This is a genomic window from Kibdelosporangium banguiense (assembly GCF_017876405.1).
GTDB classification, from domain to species: domain Bacteria; phylum Actinomycetota; class Actinomycetes; order Mycobacteriales; family Pseudonocardiaceae; genus Kibdelosporangium; species Kibdelosporangium banguiense.
Genome location: NZ_JAGINW010000001.1, coordinates 1,337,642 through 1,353,617, shown reverse-complemented (window position 1 = coordinate 1,353,617; position 15,976 = coordinate 1,337,642). Strand labels below are relative to the sequence as shown.

Annotated in this window: 15 protein-coding genes and 1 tRNA gene; 12 read left to right on the top strand and 4 right to left on the bottom strand. The window is 67.5% G+C overall.

Annotated features, from left to right (window positions below; all coding sequences use genetic code 11):
* The first annotated feature begins 16 nt into the window (after positions 1–16).
* Both JOF56_RS06430 and JOF56_RS06425 read left to right on the top strand, forming a co-directional pair.
* Positions 17–1,780 carry a S8 family serine peptidase gene (locus JOF56_RS06430; RefSeq protein WP_307854953.1) on the top strand — a complete coding sequence of 588 codons (1,764 nt, stop codon included), beginning with the start codon at positions 17–19 and terminating at the stop codon, positions 1,778–1,780.
* Positions 1,777–3,480, top strand: a complete 1,704-nt coding sequence (locus JOF56_RS06425; RefSeq protein WP_209635457.1) for a S8 family serine peptidase — start codon at positions 1,777–1,779, stop codon at positions 3,478–3,480. The genes JOF56_RS06430 and JOF56_RS06425 overlap by 4 nt, the downstream gene beginning before the upstream one ends.
* A gap of 52 nt (positions 3,481–3,532) precedes the next feature.
* Here JOF56_RS06425 and JOF56_RS06420 read toward each other — a convergent pair whose 3' ends face one another.
* The 3 genes from JOF56_RS06420 to JOF56_RS06410 are packed head-to-tail and all read right to left on the bottom strand — an operon-like array spanning position 3,533 to position 5,101.
* On the bottom strand, positions 3,533–3,967 hold the full coding sequence (locus JOF56_RS06420; RefSeq protein ID WP_209635455.1) for a type II toxin-antitoxin system VapC family toxin: 435 nt from the start codon (positions 3,965–3,967) through the stop codon (positions 3,533–3,535).
* Positions 3,949–4,365, bottom strand: coding sequence for a hypothetical protein (locus JOF56_RS06415; protein WP_209635454.1), 417 nt, complete (start codon positions 4,363–4,365; stop codon positions 3,949–3,951). Before JOF56_RS06415 ends, JOF56_RS06420 begins: the two co-directional genes overlap by 19 nt.
* Before the next feature lie 34 nt (positions 4,366–4,399).
* The gene (locus JOF56_RS06410) at positions 4,400–5,101 is read right to left on the bottom strand and encodes a uracil-DNA glycosylase (protein WP_209635452.1); all 702 of its coding nucleotides are present in this window, start codon (positions 5,099–5,101) and stop codon (positions 4,400–4,402) included.
* 33 nt (positions 5,102–5,134) lie between these two features.
* Between JOF56_RS06410 and JOF56_RS06405 the strand changes: the two genes are divergently transcribed.
* The 10 genes from JOF56_RS06405 to JOF56_RS06360 all read left to right on the top strand — a co-directional run bounded on the left by JOF56_RS06405 (position 5,135) and on the right by JOF56_RS06360 (position 13,521).
* Positions 5,135–6,574, top strand: a complete 1,440-nt coding sequence (locus JOF56_RS06405; protein ID WP_209635450.1) for a S10 family peptidase — start codon at positions 5,135–5,137, stop codon at positions 6,572–6,574.
* 88 nt (positions 6,575–6,662) lie between these two features.
* Positions 6,663–7,307 (top strand): DUF4129 domain-containing protein, encoded by a 645-nt coding sequence (locus tag JOF56_RS06400; protein ID WP_209635449.1) that lies wholly within the window; start codon positions 6,663–6,665, stop codon positions 7,305–7,307.
* Entirely contained in the window at positions 7,304–7,768 is a 465-nt protein-coding gene (locus tag JOF56_RS06395) for a hypothetical protein (protein WP_245378171.1), read from the top strand. Before JOF56_RS06400 ends, JOF56_RS06395 begins: the two co-directional genes overlap by 4 nt.
* A 5-nt stretch (positions 7,769–7,773) precedes the next feature.
* Entirely contained in the window at positions 7,774–8,754 is a 981-nt protein-coding gene (locus JOF56_RS06390; protein WP_307854952.1) for an AAA family ATPase, read from the top strand.
* Positions 8,751–10,088: a DUF58 domain-containing protein gene (locus JOF56_RS06385; RefSeq protein ID WP_209635448.1), complete on the top strand. Its 1,338-nt coding sequence runs from the start codon at positions 8,751–8,753 to the stop codon at positions 10,086–10,088. Before JOF56_RS06390 ends, JOF56_RS06385 begins: the two co-directional genes overlap by 4 nt.
* Entirely contained in the window at positions 10,085–10,588 is a 504-nt protein-coding gene (locus JOF56_RS06380) for a hypothetical protein (protein WP_209635447.1), read from the top strand. Before JOF56_RS06385 ends, JOF56_RS06380 begins: the two co-directional genes overlap by 4 nt.
* Before the next feature lie 72 nt (positions 10,589–10,660).
* Positions 10,661–11,989 (top strand): NAD(P)/FAD-dependent oxidoreductase, encoded by a 1,329-nt coding sequence (locus JOF56_RS06375; RefSeq protein ID WP_209635446.1) that lies wholly within the window; start codon positions 10,661–10,663, stop codon positions 11,987–11,989.
* Positions 11,990–12,070: 81 nt separating this feature from the next.
* A tRNA-Leu gene (locus tag JOF56_RS06370) sits at positions 12,071–12,144 on the top strand.
* Between the two features lie 248 nt (positions 12,145–12,392).
* Entirely contained in the window at positions 12,393–12,770 is a 378-nt protein-coding gene (locus JOF56_RS06365; protein ID WP_307854951.1) for an ankyrin repeat domain-containing protein, read from the top strand.
* A 37-nt stretch (positions 12,771–12,807) separates the two neighbouring features.
* Positions 12,808–13,521: a zf-HC2 domain-containing protein gene (locus JOF56_RS06360; protein ID WP_209635444.1), complete on the top strand. Its 714-nt coding sequence runs from the start codon at positions 12,808–12,810 to the stop codon at positions 13,519–13,521.
* A gap of 87 nt (positions 13,522–13,608) precedes the next feature.
* Here JOF56_RS06360 and JOF56_RS06355 read toward each other — a convergent pair whose 3' ends face one another.
* Positions 13,609–15,975 carry an HAD-IC family P-type ATPase gene (locus JOF56_RS06355; RefSeq protein WP_209635443.1) on the bottom strand — a complete coding sequence of 789 codons (2,367 nt, stop codon included), beginning with the start codon at positions 15,973–15,975 and terminating at the stop codon, positions 13,609–13,611.
* Between the last annotated feature and the right edge of the window lies 1 nt (position 15,976).

Genomic DNA, 15,976 nt, shown 5'->3' with positions numbered 1-15,976 from the left:
AAACGAGGGAGAATTCGTGAGACGCAAGAGAGTGTTGGTAGCAGCGTTACCGTTGCTGGCCGCACTGACTGCTGTCACCGCGCCGGCCGCGTCGGCGCTTCCGTCACTGTCGGGCAAGAAGGTCGAATACAACGTTCTCGCCGCGGACGGTGTGAGCGTCGATTCGATCGAATTCGCCGCCAAGCAGGCTGGTGGCGAGGTTGTTTCCCGCAACGCCGTGGTCGGCCTGATCACGGTTTCCGCGCCGGAACAGGGGTTCACCGAGCGCGTCAGCAAGGCACACGGCGTGTCGGCGGCCGCCCGGACCCGGTCGGTCGGCACGGCGCCGAAGGCCAAGCCGGCCCCGAAGCCGGGCGTGGTGGAGAAGGAACAGACCGGCAAGGCCGCGTCGGCCAGCCCGGCCCTGCAGAAGGCCGCCAAGGCCAAGGTCAAGGCCCGCACGCAGGCGCAGACGCAGTCGGTGGGCATGGACCCGCTGGACAGCAACCTCTGGGGTCTCACGTCGATCCGCGCCGACCTTGTGCGTGACCGCACGATCGGTGACAAGCGCGTCAAGGTCGGCATCCTCGACACCGGTGTGAACGGCACGCACCCCGACATCGCGCCGAACTTCGACCGCGCGCTGTCGCGCAACTTCGCCAAGGACATCCCGTTCGACGAGCTTGGCCAGGTAGTCGACGGCCCATGTGAGTTCCGCGGCTGCGTCGACCCGGTCGACTGGGACGACAACGGCCACGGCACGCACGTCGCCGGCACTATCGCGGCCGCCGCGGACGGCTTCGGCCTGTCCGGCGTCGCGCCGGGTGTGTCGATCGTGAACATCCGTGGTGCGCAGGACTCCGGCACCTTCTTCCTGCAGCCGGTCGTCAACGCCATCACGTACTCCGGTGACGCCGGGCTCGACGTGGTCAACATGTCGTTCTTCGTCGACCCGTGGCTGTACAACTGCGACAACAACGCGGCCGACTCGCCCGAGCAGCAGGCCCAGCAGCGGACCATCAAGACCGCGATGAACCGCGCGCTGGACTACGCCTACCGCAAGGGCGTGACCCAGGTCGTGTCGCTGGGCAACCAGCACACCGACCTCGGCAACCCGCTGCCGGACGCCTCCAGCCCGAACTACCCGGCGGGCACCACGCACCCGCGCACCATCGACAACACGACGTGCCAGTCCTTGCCGATCGAGGGTGTGCACACCGTCGGCGTCAGCTCGTACGGCCCCTCGGGTGCCAAGGCTGACTACTCGAACTGGGGCACCGAGCAGATCTCCGTGTCGGCGCCGGGTGGCTACGCCCGCGACTACTTCGGAACTCCTTGGTTCAACACGATCGAGAACCGGATCCTGTCGACCTACCCGCGTAACGTGGCGCTCGCCAACGGCCACATCGACGCCGCAGGCAACGTCACCCCGGCCGGTCTGGCTGTGGGCGTGAAGAAGGACACCAAGCCGGACGGCACCCCCGCGTTCTACCAGTGGCTGCAGGGCACGTCGATGGCGTCGCCGCACGCCGCCGGTGTCGCGGCTCTGATCGTCAGCCAGTTCGGCAACTACGACGCCCGTGGTGGCGTCACGCTGAACCCGGACCGTGTTGAGCGTGTGCTGCAGGGCACCGCGACCAAGACCCCGTGCCCGACGCCCCGGACCGTCGACTACATCAAAGAGGGCCGGGATGCGACTTACACGGCCACCTGCTTGGGTGGACCGGACTTCAATGGTTTCTACGGTGCCGGCCAGGTGGATGCCCTGCAGGCCGTAGTGAGTGGAGCAGACTACCTATGAGAAAGACACTGATCGCCGCTTCGGCTCTGCCGTTGCTGCTGACTCTTGTGGTCACGCCGTCGGTCTCGGCGCAGCCCAAGCTGTCCGGCGACTCGATCGAGTTCAACGTGCTGACCGCCGACGGTGCGTCGGCCGCGTCCGCTGAGCAGGCCGTCAAGGCGGCCGGCGGTGTGGTCGTGGAGCGCAACGACGCGGTTGGCCTGCTGACCGCCAAGGCGCCCGCGAACGGCTTCACCGAACGGCTCGCCAAGTCCAACGCGGTGCTGTCGGCCGCGAAGGTCCAGTCGATCGGCCAGGCTCCCGACCGCGCGGCCAAGAAGCGCAAGGACGCCGCGATCGAGAAGGACCGCGGCAACGGCAACAAGGCACAGAACAAGGCGAAGACCCCGGTCGGCCTGGACCCGCTGGACGAGCAGCTGTGGGGCCTGAAGTCGATCCGCGCGGACCTGGCCCGGGACAAGACCATCGGCGACAAGCGCGTCAAGGTCGGCATCCTGGACACCGGCGTGGACGGCAAGCACCCGGACATCGCGCCGAACTTCGACCGCACGCTGTCGCGCAACTTCACCAAGGACATCCCGTTCGACGAGCTCGGCCAGGAAGTCGACGGCCCGTGTGAGTACCGCGGCTGCGTCGACCCGGCCGATGTGGACAACGGCGGCCACGGCACGCACGTCGCCGGCATCGTCGCGGCCGCGGCCAACGGCTTCGGCCTGTCCGGTGTGGCCCCGGGTGTGTCCATTGTGAACATCCGTGGTGGCCAGGACTCCGGCTACTTCTTCCTGCAGCCGGTCGTCAACGCCCTGACCTACGCGGGCGACGCCGGCCTGGACGTGGTCAACATGTCCTTCTACGTGGACCCGTGGCTGTACAACTGCGACAACAACCCGGCCGACACGCCGGAGCAGCGCAAGCAGCAGCGGACCATCAAGACCGCCGTGTCCCGCGCCCTGCGCTACGCCCACGACAAGGGCGTCACGCTGATCTCGGCCTACGGCAACGACCACACCGACGCCGGCAAGCCGTTGCCGGACGCCACCAGCCCGGACTTCCCGGCCGGCACCGCGCACGACCGCGACATCGACAACGCGACCTGCCAGTCGATGCCGTCGGAGCACCCGAACGTGCTCAACGTGTCGTCCTACGGGCCGTCGGGCGCCAAGTCCGACTTCTCCACCTACGGCCTGGAGCAGATCTCGGTGTCCGCGCCGGGTGGCTACCGCCGCGACTACTTCGGTACGCCGTGGTTCAACAGCCTCGACAACATGATCCTGTCCACCTACCCGCAGAACGTGCTGGTCAGCGAGGGCTTCGTCGACGCGGCAGGCAACGTCACCCCCGACGGTGCCGCAGTCGGCGTGCTCAAGCTCGACAGGCCAGGCGCCTACTACCGTCCGCTGCAGGGCACCTCGATGGCCGCCCCGCACGCAACCGGCGTGGCCGCCCTGATCGTCAGCCAGTACGGCAAGTACAAGGGCAACGACGCCAGCCTCGACCCGAACAAGGTCGAGAAAGTCCTGGAAGGCACCGCGACCGCGACGCCTTGCCCGACCCCTCGCACCGTCGACTACCTCGACGAGGGCCGTCCCGCCGACTGGACCGCCACCTGTGAGGGCGGCCTGGACTTCAACGGCTTCTACGGCCACGGCCAGATCGACGCCTACCAGGCAGTCGTAGGCGGCGCGAAGTTCCTGAAGTAACTCAGTAGTTGCCCGGATGCCCTCTCGAGCCCTGGCTCGAGAGGGCATCGGCCTACACGTGGACGACCACGACCCTGTGTTCCTTGGCGGAGCCGGGTTCCTCCACCAAACTGTTCATGTCGTCAGGATCGCTGGTGAGCAAAACGACCGGACGAGGCTGCTGCAGCGCGGTCGCCGCGACTATGGCGTCGATTGCGCCACGGTGACCGGACAACCCTGTAGTCCCAAGCAACTCACCAGCCGCTCGTCCCAGTTCGGGAGACACTGGCGCCACTACGATCCGGGAGAGCACGCGATGAACCAACGCATCGCGAGATCCTCCGCGAAGAACCTCCGTCAATGTGACAGCGCTGACGACAACTCTGGCGCGGCGGACACGCGCGGTCTCCAAGTGCGCCCGTGCACGGAAATCTCCGGAGGCGAGCTTCGACAAGCCCTCGCTGTCGAGAACCAGCGTCCCTCCCGCGGCTATTCGACGTCCGGCCATGCCGCACCAGCCTCCGCCAGGAACTCCTCCGGCACAGGGCCGTACTCCACTTCGAGCAATGCGGCGAGTTCGGCCAGGAGGTCCAGCTCCAGCTGCCGGGCAACCGCCTCGGTCACGTACTGACTGAACTCACCACGGCCCACCCGCTGTTGCACGGCCATCGTCAGCTCTTCTGGCATCGAGACGCTGACCTTGCGTGCCCGGCCGAGGGCGCGCACGTTCCCTGTCGCTCCGGAAGCAGCTGACTCGACCCGCTCGAGCAGCTCCTTGAACTCGGGCGCCACCTTGCCTAAGTCATGGATGAAGCCCAGTAGACGTGCGAGCTCCGCTGTCGGCTGTCCGTGGCCGCCGAGCGAGCTCGCACCCTCGTTGATCGGCTCATGAGGCAGTGCGGTCATATGGTGATGCTACCACCGGTAGTAACATTGCGGCCTATGTTAGGCGGGCGTACTGCTTGGCCTGGGTCAGTACGTCCTCGACCATGGCTGGGGTGAGTCTGCCGGTGAAGGTGTTCTGCTGGCTGACGTGGTAGCAGCCGAGCAGGGTGAGGTCCGGGCCGTTGTCGTTGGCGGGCAGAGTGACCGCGACGCCGTGGCCGAACTTCGGGCGGGGCAGGGGAATCTGCCAGTTGGCCAAGGCGGGTAGCAGGGCCTGCCAGCCGAAGGCGCCGAGAACCACGATTGTGCGCAGGGTGGGGCGCAGCAGGGCGAGTTCGCGGATGAGCCAGGGGCGGCATGTGTCGCGTTCGCCGGGGGTGGGTTTGTTGGCGGGTGGGGCGCATTTCACGGGTGCGGTGATCCGGACGTCGTGCAGGGTCAGGCCGTCGTCGATGTGGGTTGCGGTTGGCTGGGAGGCGAGGCCGACGGCGTGCAAGGCGGCGTAGAGGACGTCGCCGGAGCGGTCGCCGGTGAACATGCGGCCTGTCCGGTTTGCTCCGTGGGCGGCTGGGGCGAGGCCGACTATGGCTATGCGGGCGTCCGCGGGGCCGAAGCCCGGTACTGGCCTGCCCCAGTAGTCCCAGTCCCGGAACGCGGCCCGTTTCTCCAGGGCGACCTGTTCGCGCCAGCGCACCAGGCGGGGGCACGAGCGGCAGGAGGTCACCGCGCGGTCGAGTTCGTCCAGGGAATCCAGCATGATCCAGGATTGTCCACCACATAGGGTGCGTATATGGCAGAAGTGCAGGAGCAGCCCAAACCTGAAGATCCCGTGGACGACCTGGTCACCACCAGCCATACGCTGGGTGATCTGTCGTATACCGCGACCGCGGGACGGGTGGTGCTGCGACGAGAGGTCCTCACTGACGGCAAGTTCGACGGGAATCTCGCCAAGGCCGAGGTTTTCCTGACCAGCTACACAATGGACGGCGCCGATCCGGCGCGGCGGCCGGTGACGTTCGCGTTCAACGGTGGCCCCGGGTCGTCGAGCGTGTGGCTGCACCTGGGGGTGTTCGGCCCGCGTCGCGTGCTCGCCGGAGACGCGGGTGACCTCGCGAAGCCGCCATACGAGCTCGTCGACAACCAGGAAACTTTGTTGCGGCACAGTGATCTGGTGTTCATCGATCCGGTGTCCACTGGCTACTCGCGTGCGGTGAAGGGGGAGAAGCCCGGCGAGTACCACGGTTTCGGGCCGGACCTGGAGTCGGTCGGCGAGATCATCCGGTTGTGGACGTCGCGTAACGAACGCTGGCTGTCACCAAAATTCCTGGCCGGTGAGTCCTACGGGACGCTGCGCGCAGCCGGGCTGGCGGAACATCTGCAGTCGCGGCACGGCATGTACCTCAACGGGATCATGCTGATCTCGTCCGTCCTCGACTTCGGGACGATCGATTTCAACGAGGGCAACGACCTGCCGTACGCCCTGTTCCTGCCGACCTACGCGGCCATCGCACACTACCACGGCCTGCACGGCGATCGCCCGCTTGACGAGCTGCTCGCCGAAGCCGAGGAGTTCGCCAGCCGCGACTACCCCTGGGCGCTGGCACAGGGTTCCCGTCTCGCCGACCGTCAGTCTATTGTGGAACGTATCGCGGCGCTGACCGGACTCTCGGCGGACTATGTGGACCGCGTGAACCTCCGGATCGAACACGTCAGGTTCTTTACCGAGCTGCTGCGCTCCCGCCGTCAGGTCACCGGTCGGCTGGACGCCCGATTCCTGGGGTGGGACAACGACTACGGCCGGGAACTGTTCAGCGAGGACCCGTCCTACACGGCCATTCTCGGCCCGTACACCGCCGCGCTGAACCACTACGTCCGGGCGGAACTGAACTATGCCAACGATCTGCCGTACGAAGTCCTGACCGGGAACGTCCATCCCTGGTCCTACAAGGAATTCGAGAACGCTTCCGTCACCGTGGCGAACAAGCTGTCGGCCGCGCTGCGCGCGAACCACAACCTGAAGGTGCACGTCGCTTCGGGCTACCTGGACGGCGCGACGCCGTACTACGCGGCCGAGCATGTCCTCGCGCACCTCGCGATTCCCGAGCAACTGCGCGCCAACATCGAGACCAAGTACTACCCGGCCGGTCACATGATGTACATCCACGAACCCAGCCGGCTGGCCCAGTCCGCGGACCTGGCCGCCTTCGTGCAGAACGCTTCCAACCGCTGAGCGGATCCTGGCGGGCCGATCCTGATCGGGCCCGCCAGGCCGGATTTTCCGGGTGGGCATATCGGCATCTGTTTGGGATGCTCGGTGGATGAAAGTCAGGCTCGCGGCTTTGCTCGCGGTGGGGGCGCTGCTTCTGCTGGCGGTACTGGCGGCCAGGGGGACCTCGGGGATACCAGTTGGCACGCCTGCCCCCGGCCCGCCGACGCCGCCACAAGTCCAGGGATTGCCCATTCCGGAGGCGCCGTCGATCTCGTCGGAACCGATCGCGTACGGCGCGATCGTGCTGATCATCCTGGTCGGTATCGCGGTCCTGCTCGGGCTGGCCATGCTGATCTCGATGCTGACGGGGATCAGGTTGCGGCGCAGGCAACGGCGAACGAGGCTGCAGCAGCCGCTCGACGAGGACAGCGGGATGACGGGGGAGCAATGGCTGGCCACGGTCACCAAGCGAGCACTGGCTGAGATGGACCAGAAAATGGGCGGGCCACCGTCGGACGCAGTGATCGCGGCCTGGGTACGGCTGGAGGAGTCCGCGGCGGAGACCGGCACCCCGCGGGAGCCGCATCAGACGCCGACCGAGTTCACCGCCGCCGTCCTCGCCGGTCACACCATGGACGCGGAAGCGTTGGGGGAGCTGAAGAATCTCTATCACCGGGCGAGGTTCGGCGAACCCGGCTCGGTCACCCAGGCCGATGCCCGCCGGGCCCGTAGCGCTCTGGAAAAGATCTCATGAGGCCACTGCACTCGATTCTGACCGCGCTGGCCACGGGCCTGGTCGCGTGGGCGGTCGCCAAGTGGCTGATGGTCCTGCCGGTGTTCTGGGCCGTCACGGTCGCGTTGCCGGTCATGGCGTGCACGTTCGTGGCCACGGCGCTCGCCGGGGTGGCGGCGCCGACGTGGAAGTCGATGCCGGCCAAGCCCGAATCACTGACCGCGCACCAGGCCAGTGTGCTGTCCAGCAGGCTCGCCGGGGTTGCCAAGGATCCGGGCAGGTACACCTCGAAGATGCAGCCCAGGCTGCGCACGCTGGCGCAGTCGGTGCTGCGGCACCGGCACGGCGTGGTGAGCCTGGCCGATCCACGGGCCCGGGACCTGCTCGGCACGGAACTACACGATCTGATCACCAAGGCGGACGCGAAACTGCCGTCCCCGCACCGGCTGGCCCAGCTGCTCAGCCGTCTGGAGGAGAAGTGACCACGGTGTCCACATCAGACGTACAAATAGGACTTGACATCGACACGATCGCGGCCGAATGCCGTGCGGTGCTCGACGCGGTCGGCACGGTCGTCGTCGGCCGGGAACGCACCACCCGCCTGGCTCTTGCCGCGATCCTGGCCGGCGGCCACGTTCTGCTGGAAGACGTGCCAGGGCTGGGCAAGACGTTGCTGGCCCGCAGCCTCGCGCAGGCGCTGGGCCTGGACTTCCGCCGCCTGCAGTGCACCCCGGACCTGCTGCCGGCCGACGTGACGGGCTCGTACCTCTACGACCCGACCGAGCGGGAGTTCAGCTTCCGCGCCGGCCCGGTGTTCACCGGCCTGCTGCTGGCCGACGAGATCAACCGCACACCGCCGAAAACCCAGTCCGCGCTGCTGGAAGCCATGCAGGAAAAGCAAGTCACGGTCGAAGGCCACACGCATCCGCTGCCGAGTCCGTTCCACGTCCTGGCAACCGCCAACCCGGTGGAGTACGAGGGTACGTACCCGCTGCCCGAGGCCCAGTTGGACCGTTTCCTGCTCAGGCTGGACGTCGGCTACCCACCGGCCGAGGAGGAAGCCGAGGTGCTGCGCCGCCGGCTGGCCCGGCGCCGCGAGGAGACAAAGGTCGATCCAGTCGTCGACGCCGAGCGCGTGCGACGGCTGCAAGCCGGTGTCGAGCTGGTGGACGTCGACCCGGACGTGTTGCGGTACTGCGTCGACCTGGCCTCCGCCACGCGGCAGCACCACGCCGTGGAGATCGGCGCGTCACCGCGCGGTTCGCAGGCGTTGCTCCTGGTGTCGCGCTGCCTCGCGGTGATGGACGGCCGCGAGTACGTGCTGCCGGAAGACGTGAAGGAGTGCGCGGTCGCCGCGTTGGCACACAGGCTGACGTTGCGTGCGGAGACGTGGAGCACCGGCACGACCGGCGTCCAGGTGGTCAACGAGTTGCTCGGTGTGGTCCCCGGTCCGGCGAGCACCAGATGAGCGTGCGCGTTCTGCACTGGCTCAGGGCGCAGCTGGACACTGACACCTGGCGGAACACCGACGCCATGTACCGCGCGGTGGTCGTCGGTGTCGGCCTGGTCGCGGCCGGGGTGCTCGCGCACTCCCTGGAGATGGTCCTCATCGGGGCGCCACTGCTGATCAGCCTCGTGCTGGCGGCCAGATCGCCGACCGGTGAGCCGGTGGTCCACCCGCCCGCGATGCCGAGGGCGACCGAGTCCGGCCAGCACACGGAGGCCGTGTTCGACATTGAAGCAAGTCCGGGCGTGGAGCTCGTTGCCCTACGTGCGCCGTACGGCCGTAAGCGGGGCATCGGCCATGTGCACCTCCTACCGGGAACCGTTCAGGAGGTCCGGACCGAACTCGCGCACGCCGGTTGGGGAGAAGGCGTCGACCTCAGGCCCGACCGGCTATTCACCGGACCGGACGCGTTGCGTGTGTACGGCCCGATCGTCGGCCGTGAGGGCCGCCGGACTGTGCTGCCGCCGGTCGTCCCCCTGCCTGCGGGGCCGCTGCCGCCACGACCCGCCGGGTTGGTAGGCGTGCACCGATCGCCGCGCCCAGGCGACAGTACTGAACTGCGTGACATCCGCGTGTTCCAGCCAGGTGACCGGCTGCGTCGTATCGACTGGCGGGTCTCGCTGCGTGCCGCTGCGTCCAATGGCGGGGTCTTGGCGCCCAACCTGCTGCATGTCCGGGAGCGGCACGCGGAGGCCGACGCGACGCTGGTGATCGCGCTCGACACACAGGTGGACGTCGGCGCCGAACTGGCTGACTGGGCGCTGGCCGTGCCGGGCAGTGGCGTGCGTGAGGGCGGCAGTCTGGACATCGCGGTGCGCGCGGCGAGTTCGCTTGCCGCGAGCTACCTGCGGCAGGGCGACCGGGTCGGGCTCGTCGACATGGGACGCCCGCAGCTGAGCGTGCCGCCCGGTTCCGGGTCACGCCAGTTGCTCAAGATCAGGCACCAGCTGGTGATCTGTTCCCGCTCCGCGGGATGGGCGCCCCGGCCGGTCCTGCGGCCTCAGCAGGCGCCGCCGGGCGCGCTCGTGATCGTGCTCTCACCGTTCCTCGACGACGCGATGGTGGATCTCACCGCGACGGTCGTCCGGCGGGGAACCCGTGTGCTGGCAATGGATCTGCTGCCGGACCCGTTGGTCGCGGTGGCGAAGGACCCCTGGGGAGAGGTCGTGCTCAAGGTGTTGCGGACCGAACACGAAATGCGACTGGAAACGTTGCGGCAGCACGGAATCCCAGTGCTGAAGTGGGGCGATGAGGCGTCCGCCACACTGCGCGGGCTCGCCCGGGGCCGGCGGTGAACCTCACCGCCGGGATACCGGCCTGGGTACTGCGCGGCGTGGTCGGCTGCGCGGTGGTTCTGATCATGGTTTTGCTGGCGGGCCAAGGGGTTTCCTGGCTCCCGGTCGGACTTGTCGGATTGTTCGGCGTACTGACGGTGCTGGCGCCCGCGTCCCCGGCACCCTCGTTCGTGATCATCGCCACGGCGGTGTGCCTGGCGGTGGCGTCCGAAGATCCTTTCGGTATCGGTGTTCTCCTGCTGTTGCCGCTGGTCCACCTCGTCCACATCGGATCCGCGGTGACCGCTGTGATTCCCGGCACTGCCCGGGTGCACCTGGCCGCGCTGCGGCCGGCGGCGGTCCGGTTCGTACTCGTGCAGGTGCTGGTCTTCGCACTGGCCGGGGTGGCCGCGCTGGTGCCGAAAACCGTTACACCAGCGGGATTGGAGATCGCCGCGCTGATCGGCGTGGCGGCGCTGGCGCTGCTGGCCGCCCGGTTGATCATGAAGCGTCCACAGTGAACACGCGCGACCGGCGTCACACCTGACCAGGGGCGACGCGCGGCGGTGACGAGATGGTGCGACGATGGGCGCATGGCCAAGGGCAAAAAGCAGCCGAAGCGGATTCTCATCGTCGGCGGTGGGTATGTCGGGCTGTACACCGCGTTGGGCCTGCAGCGGAAACTGCGGTCGCTCGAAGCGTCGGTGACGGTGGTCGACCCCCAGCCGCACATGACCTATCAGCCGTTCCTGCCGGAGGCGGCAGCCGGCTCCATCGAGCCGCGGCACGTGGTCGTGCCGTTGCGCAAGGTGCTGACTCGTTGCCACGTGCTGACCGGCCGGGTGACCAAGATCGAGCACGCGGCCAAGAAGGTGACCGTCGAGTCCATCGACGGGCACACCGACGAGGTCGAGTACGACCTGTTGATCAACGCGGCCGGCTCCGTGTCGCGGCTGCTGCCGATCCCGGGCCTGGAAGAGCGCGGCATCGGCTTCAAGACCGTCGGCGAGGCGATCTACCTCCGCAACCACGTGCTGTCCCGGCTGGACCTGGCCGCGTCGACCACGGACCCGGAGCTGCGGCGCAAGCTGCTGTCCTTCGTCGTGATCGGCGGCGGGTACGCGGGCGTCGAGGCGCTGGCCGAGCTCGAGGACATGGCCCGCTACGCGATCCGTTACTACGACACCATCGACCGCAAGGACATGCGGTGGGTGCTCGTCGAGGCGACCGGCCGGATCATGCCCGAGGTGAGCGCCAAGATGGGCGTCTACACCGTCCGGGTGCTCGAGAAGCGCGGCATCGAGGTCTTCCTGGAGACCCGGGTCAAGTCGCTGGAGGACGGGCACGTGGTGCTCGACGAGGGCACCGAGTTCGAAGCGGACACGATCATCTGGACCGCGGGCGTCAAGGCGAACCCGATGCTGGCCAACACCGACCTGCCGCTGGACCAGCGCGGCCGGATCCGGTGCACGGCCGAGCTGCAGGTCGAAGGCCTGCCGGACGTGTGGGCGGCCGGCGACTGCGCCGCCGTTCCGGACCTGTCGCGCACCGCCGAGGACCCGACGGCGACATGCAGCCCGTCGGCTCAGCACGCCGTGCGCCAGGCCAAGCGGCTGGTTCCCAACGTGCTGGCTTCGCTGCGCGGGAAGCAGCAGCGACCCTATGTGCACAAGTATCAGGGCTCTGTGGCCTCTCTGGGGCTCTATAAAGGTGTTACCGATGTGCTCGGGGTGATCCGGCTCAAGGGGTTCCTCGCGTGGGGCCTGCACCGGGCGTACCACCTGTCGCGGATGCCCACGTTCAACCGCAAGGTCCGGATCATGTTCGACTGGCTCGGCGCTTTCGTGCTGCGCCGCGAGGTGATCTCGATGGGACAGCTTCAGGATCCGAAGACCGAATTCATCCGGGCAGCCAAGAGCTGACCGGACCAATTCATTGGGCCAGGCGGATGAGTTGTAGCAAAGTGGCTTCGAAGGGAGCGCCGGAACGCTTAGGCTTCCTGCGCCCCCGTAGCCCAACAGGCAGAGGCAAGCCCCTTAAAAGGGTTGGAGTGCCGGTTCGAATCCGGTCGGGGGCACTGTGAGCGGGTAGTTCACGTCCGTGAAACGCGACGGATGTGGGCTACCCGTTCTCATGTCCGCCGCAGCTGGATACACGGCGGGCGATCGACCGAAAGCGCTCCGTATTGATATCACTTACGGCTTACAAACGACGACTCGTCGTATTCACGCGACGCAAATTATTTCCAAAACGTTACCCGCGAATCAGTGGCCCGGTCATGGGATGGTTGTGCCGAGGTCAGCGGGGTGTGCCACCCTGGTCCGAGTGGGAGATCAAGAGCTCGCCGGCCGCGCCTTCGACGCGGCCCGTTGCGGTGACGCCCCGGCGCTCGAAGAGCTGGTCGGAGCCGGAATCCCGGTGAACCTGTCCAACGAGGCCGGCGACACACTGATCATGCTGGCCGCGTACCACGGACACGCTGCCGCGGTGTCCTGCCTGGTCAAACTGGGCGCGGACGCGAACAAGGCCAACGACCGCGGCCAGACCCCGATAGCGGGAGCAGTGTTCAAGGCCGCGGACGAGGTCGTCAAGGCGCTGCTCGCCGGCGGCGCGGACCCGTTCGCCGGCACCCCCTCAGCGGTGGACACAGCCCGCATGTTCGGCCGCGCCGAGCTGCTCGCCCTGTTCGAACGCAAGGGTTGATGGGAACTCAAGCCGCGATCCGCGCGACTATGTAGGCATGGACTGTGGGACTTGCATACAGGCCCTGTCCGCCCGGCTGGACGGCGAGGACTCGCCGATGCCCCCGGCTGAGGTCGACGCGCACCTCGAGACATGCCCGGACTGCCCCGCCTGGTACGAAGCCGCGGCAGCCCTGAACCGGCGTGTCCGTGTCCGCGAATTCGTACCCACACCGGATCTGGTCGACGCCGTACTGGCGGAGCAGGCACCGCGGGCACGGCGGCCTGTCGCGCGGATCCTGCTTGCCGGGGTCGGCATGATCCAGCTGCTGCTCGCCGTGGCTCAGCTCTTCGGTACTTCGGTACACACCGGTCACGGCGGAACCCTCACCGGGCATCTGGTCAGTGAGGGAGCCGCCTGGAACCTCGCACTCGGCCTGGCCATGCTGGCCGCCGCTTGGCAGACCCGCCGGGCCAGCGGCCTGCTGCCCGCCGTAGCCGTGTTCGTCGGCGCGCTCATAGTCTTTTCGCTGGTGGAGGCCACTACAGTCGGTGTTCCTGCATCCCGCCTGCTGTCTCACATTCCGCTGCTGGCCGGGGTTGCGCTGCTGTACCTCGTGCAACGGGAGCATCGGCGGGGTGGCGATCCCGCGCCTACCGCCCGGCACGACGACGAGCCTGTGCGTTCCGCTTCTGGCTCTGATGAGGATCGCCGGTCTGGTCCTACCCACCCGTGGCTCCGTCCCGCCAGTCAGGATCGGCACGCTGCTTAAGTTTGCTCACTCGCCTGTGATTGCGGCTCCTCATCTGTTGAGAGATATGCCCTCGCCGGGCGGGCAAACGGGGCAAGCCCATTCCTCCTACTGCGCGGTTGTGGGTTCTGGGTCCTGTTCTGGGATCAGGTTGGTGAAGCGGCGTTGGATCCACCAGACGATTTCGACCAGGAGGACGCCGATGGCGGCTGTGGTCAGGGCGAGGGTTGTGTGGGCGGTGTTGGTTGGGTCGAGGGCGAAGAAGCGTTGGGTGAAGGGGAGGACGAACAGGAGGAATGACGCGCCGGTCATCAGGGCGATGAGGGCGATCTTCCACCACTTGTATGGGCGGGCGACTATGGCCAGGACCCAGAGGGCGACGATCATCAGGGTGATCAGCGCTGTTGTTCCTGCTTGTTCGTTGGTGGCTGTGGTGCGGACGAGCATGTATGAGACGAAGGTTGCTGTGGCGATGATGGCGCCGGCTGGGATGGCCATGCGCATGACGCGGGCGACGAAGCCTGTGCGGGCGCGTTCGTTGTTGGGGGCCAAGGACAGCACGAATGCTGGGATGCCGATGGTGAACCAGGCGATCACTGTTACGTGCCTGGGCAGGAATGGGTAGTTGACCTGGGCTATGCCGACCATCAGGGCGAGCAGTACGGAGTAGACCGTTTTGGTGAGGAACAGGTTGGAGACGCGTTCGATGTTGCCGATCACGCGCCTTCCTTCGCCGACTACGTAGGGCAGAGTGGCGAACTTGTTGTCCAGCAGGACTATCTGGGCGACTGCGCGGGTGGCTGGGCTGCCTGAGCCCATGGCTACGCCGATGTCGGCGTCTTTGAGGGCGAGGACGTCGTTGACGCCGTCGCCTGTCATGGCGACTGTGTGGCCGCGGGATTGCAGGGCGCCGACCATGGCGCGTTTCTGGGCTGGGGTGACGCGGCCGAAGACGCCGGTTTCCTCCACGGCTGTGGCGAGTTCGTCCGGGGAGGAGGGGAGATTGCGAGCGTCGACTGGGTGTGCCGAGTTCGGGAGGTCGAGGGATCCCGCGACCGCGCCCACCGACAGGGCGTTGTCGCCGGAGATCACCTTCACTGTCACGTTCTGTGAGGCGAAGTAGTCCAGTGTGGACTTCGCGTCCGGGCGGACCTTCTGCTCCAGCACCACGAGTGCTGCCGGGGTGACCACGCCTGGTGCGTCGGGGGAGTCCACGGCGATGTCTGTGCGGCCGAGCAACAACACCCGCAGGCCCTGGGAGCCGATGCGTTCGGCTTCCGTGCGTTCGGCACTTTCGGGCGGGAGCAGGACATCCGGGGCGCCGAGGACCCAGTTGCCGTGCTCTGCGAAGGAAGCGCCGCTCCACTTTCTGGCCGAGGAGAACGGGGCGACCGCAGTGGACTGCCAGCCCGGGGCGGCTGGGTAGGCCTCGCCGATGGCCAGGAGTGAGGCGTTGGGGCGGGCCTCGGTGCGTACGAGGGCGGCCAGGGCATGCGAGATCGAGGCGTCGCCGTTGGAGCTGATGACCTCGGACAGGCGCATGCCGTTCTCGGTCAGTGTGCCGGTTTTGTCCGCGCACACGACGTCCACGCGGGCGAGGCCCTCGATCGCGGGCAGCTCCTGGACCAGGCACTGGCGTTGGCCGAGCCGGATGACGCCGACGGCGAAGGCGATGCTGGTCATCAGGATGAGGCCCTCGGGCACCATCGGCACCAGGGCGGCGACCATTCCGCGCAGCGCGTCGGCGAGGGACTCGTTGACGTTGAACAGCTGGTTGTAGATGGTCAGCGCGCCCGCCGGGATCAGCAGGAACGTGATGAACTTCAGGATCTTGTCGATGCCGGAGCGCAGTTCGGACTTGACCAGGGTGAACTTGCTGGCCTCCTCGGCCAGCTTGGCCGCGTACGCGTCGCGCCCGACTTTCGTCGCGCGGTAGGCGCCGCCGCCCGCGACCACGAAGCTGCCGGAGAGCACCTGGTCGCCGGGGTGTTTCACGACCGGGTCGGACTCACCGGTCAGCAGTGACTCGTCGATCTCCAGCGCGTCCGCGGTCAGCACCACGCCGTCGACCACGACCTTGTCACCGGGACCCAGCTCGATCACGTCGTCGAGCACGACCTCGTTGGGCGCCAGCTCCACCGAGACGCCATCGCGCCGCACAGTCGGTTTGGCCTGGCCGACGATGGCCAGTTTCTCCAGGGTGCGCTTGGCCCGCAGCTCCTGGATCATGCCGATGCCGCTGTTGAAGATGATCAGCAGGCCGAACATGCCGTCCAGGAAGTAGCCGGTCGACATGATGATCGCGAAGAGCACGCCGTAGATGGCGTTGATCCTGGTGAGCACGTTGGCCCGGACGATCTGGCCGACGGTCCGGCTGGCCCGCGCGGGCACGTCATTGGTCTGGCCGGCGGCAACGCGCTCGGCGACCTCGGCTGCGGTCAGGCCGTTGGTCAAGGCCCTGGCGTCGATCGACATG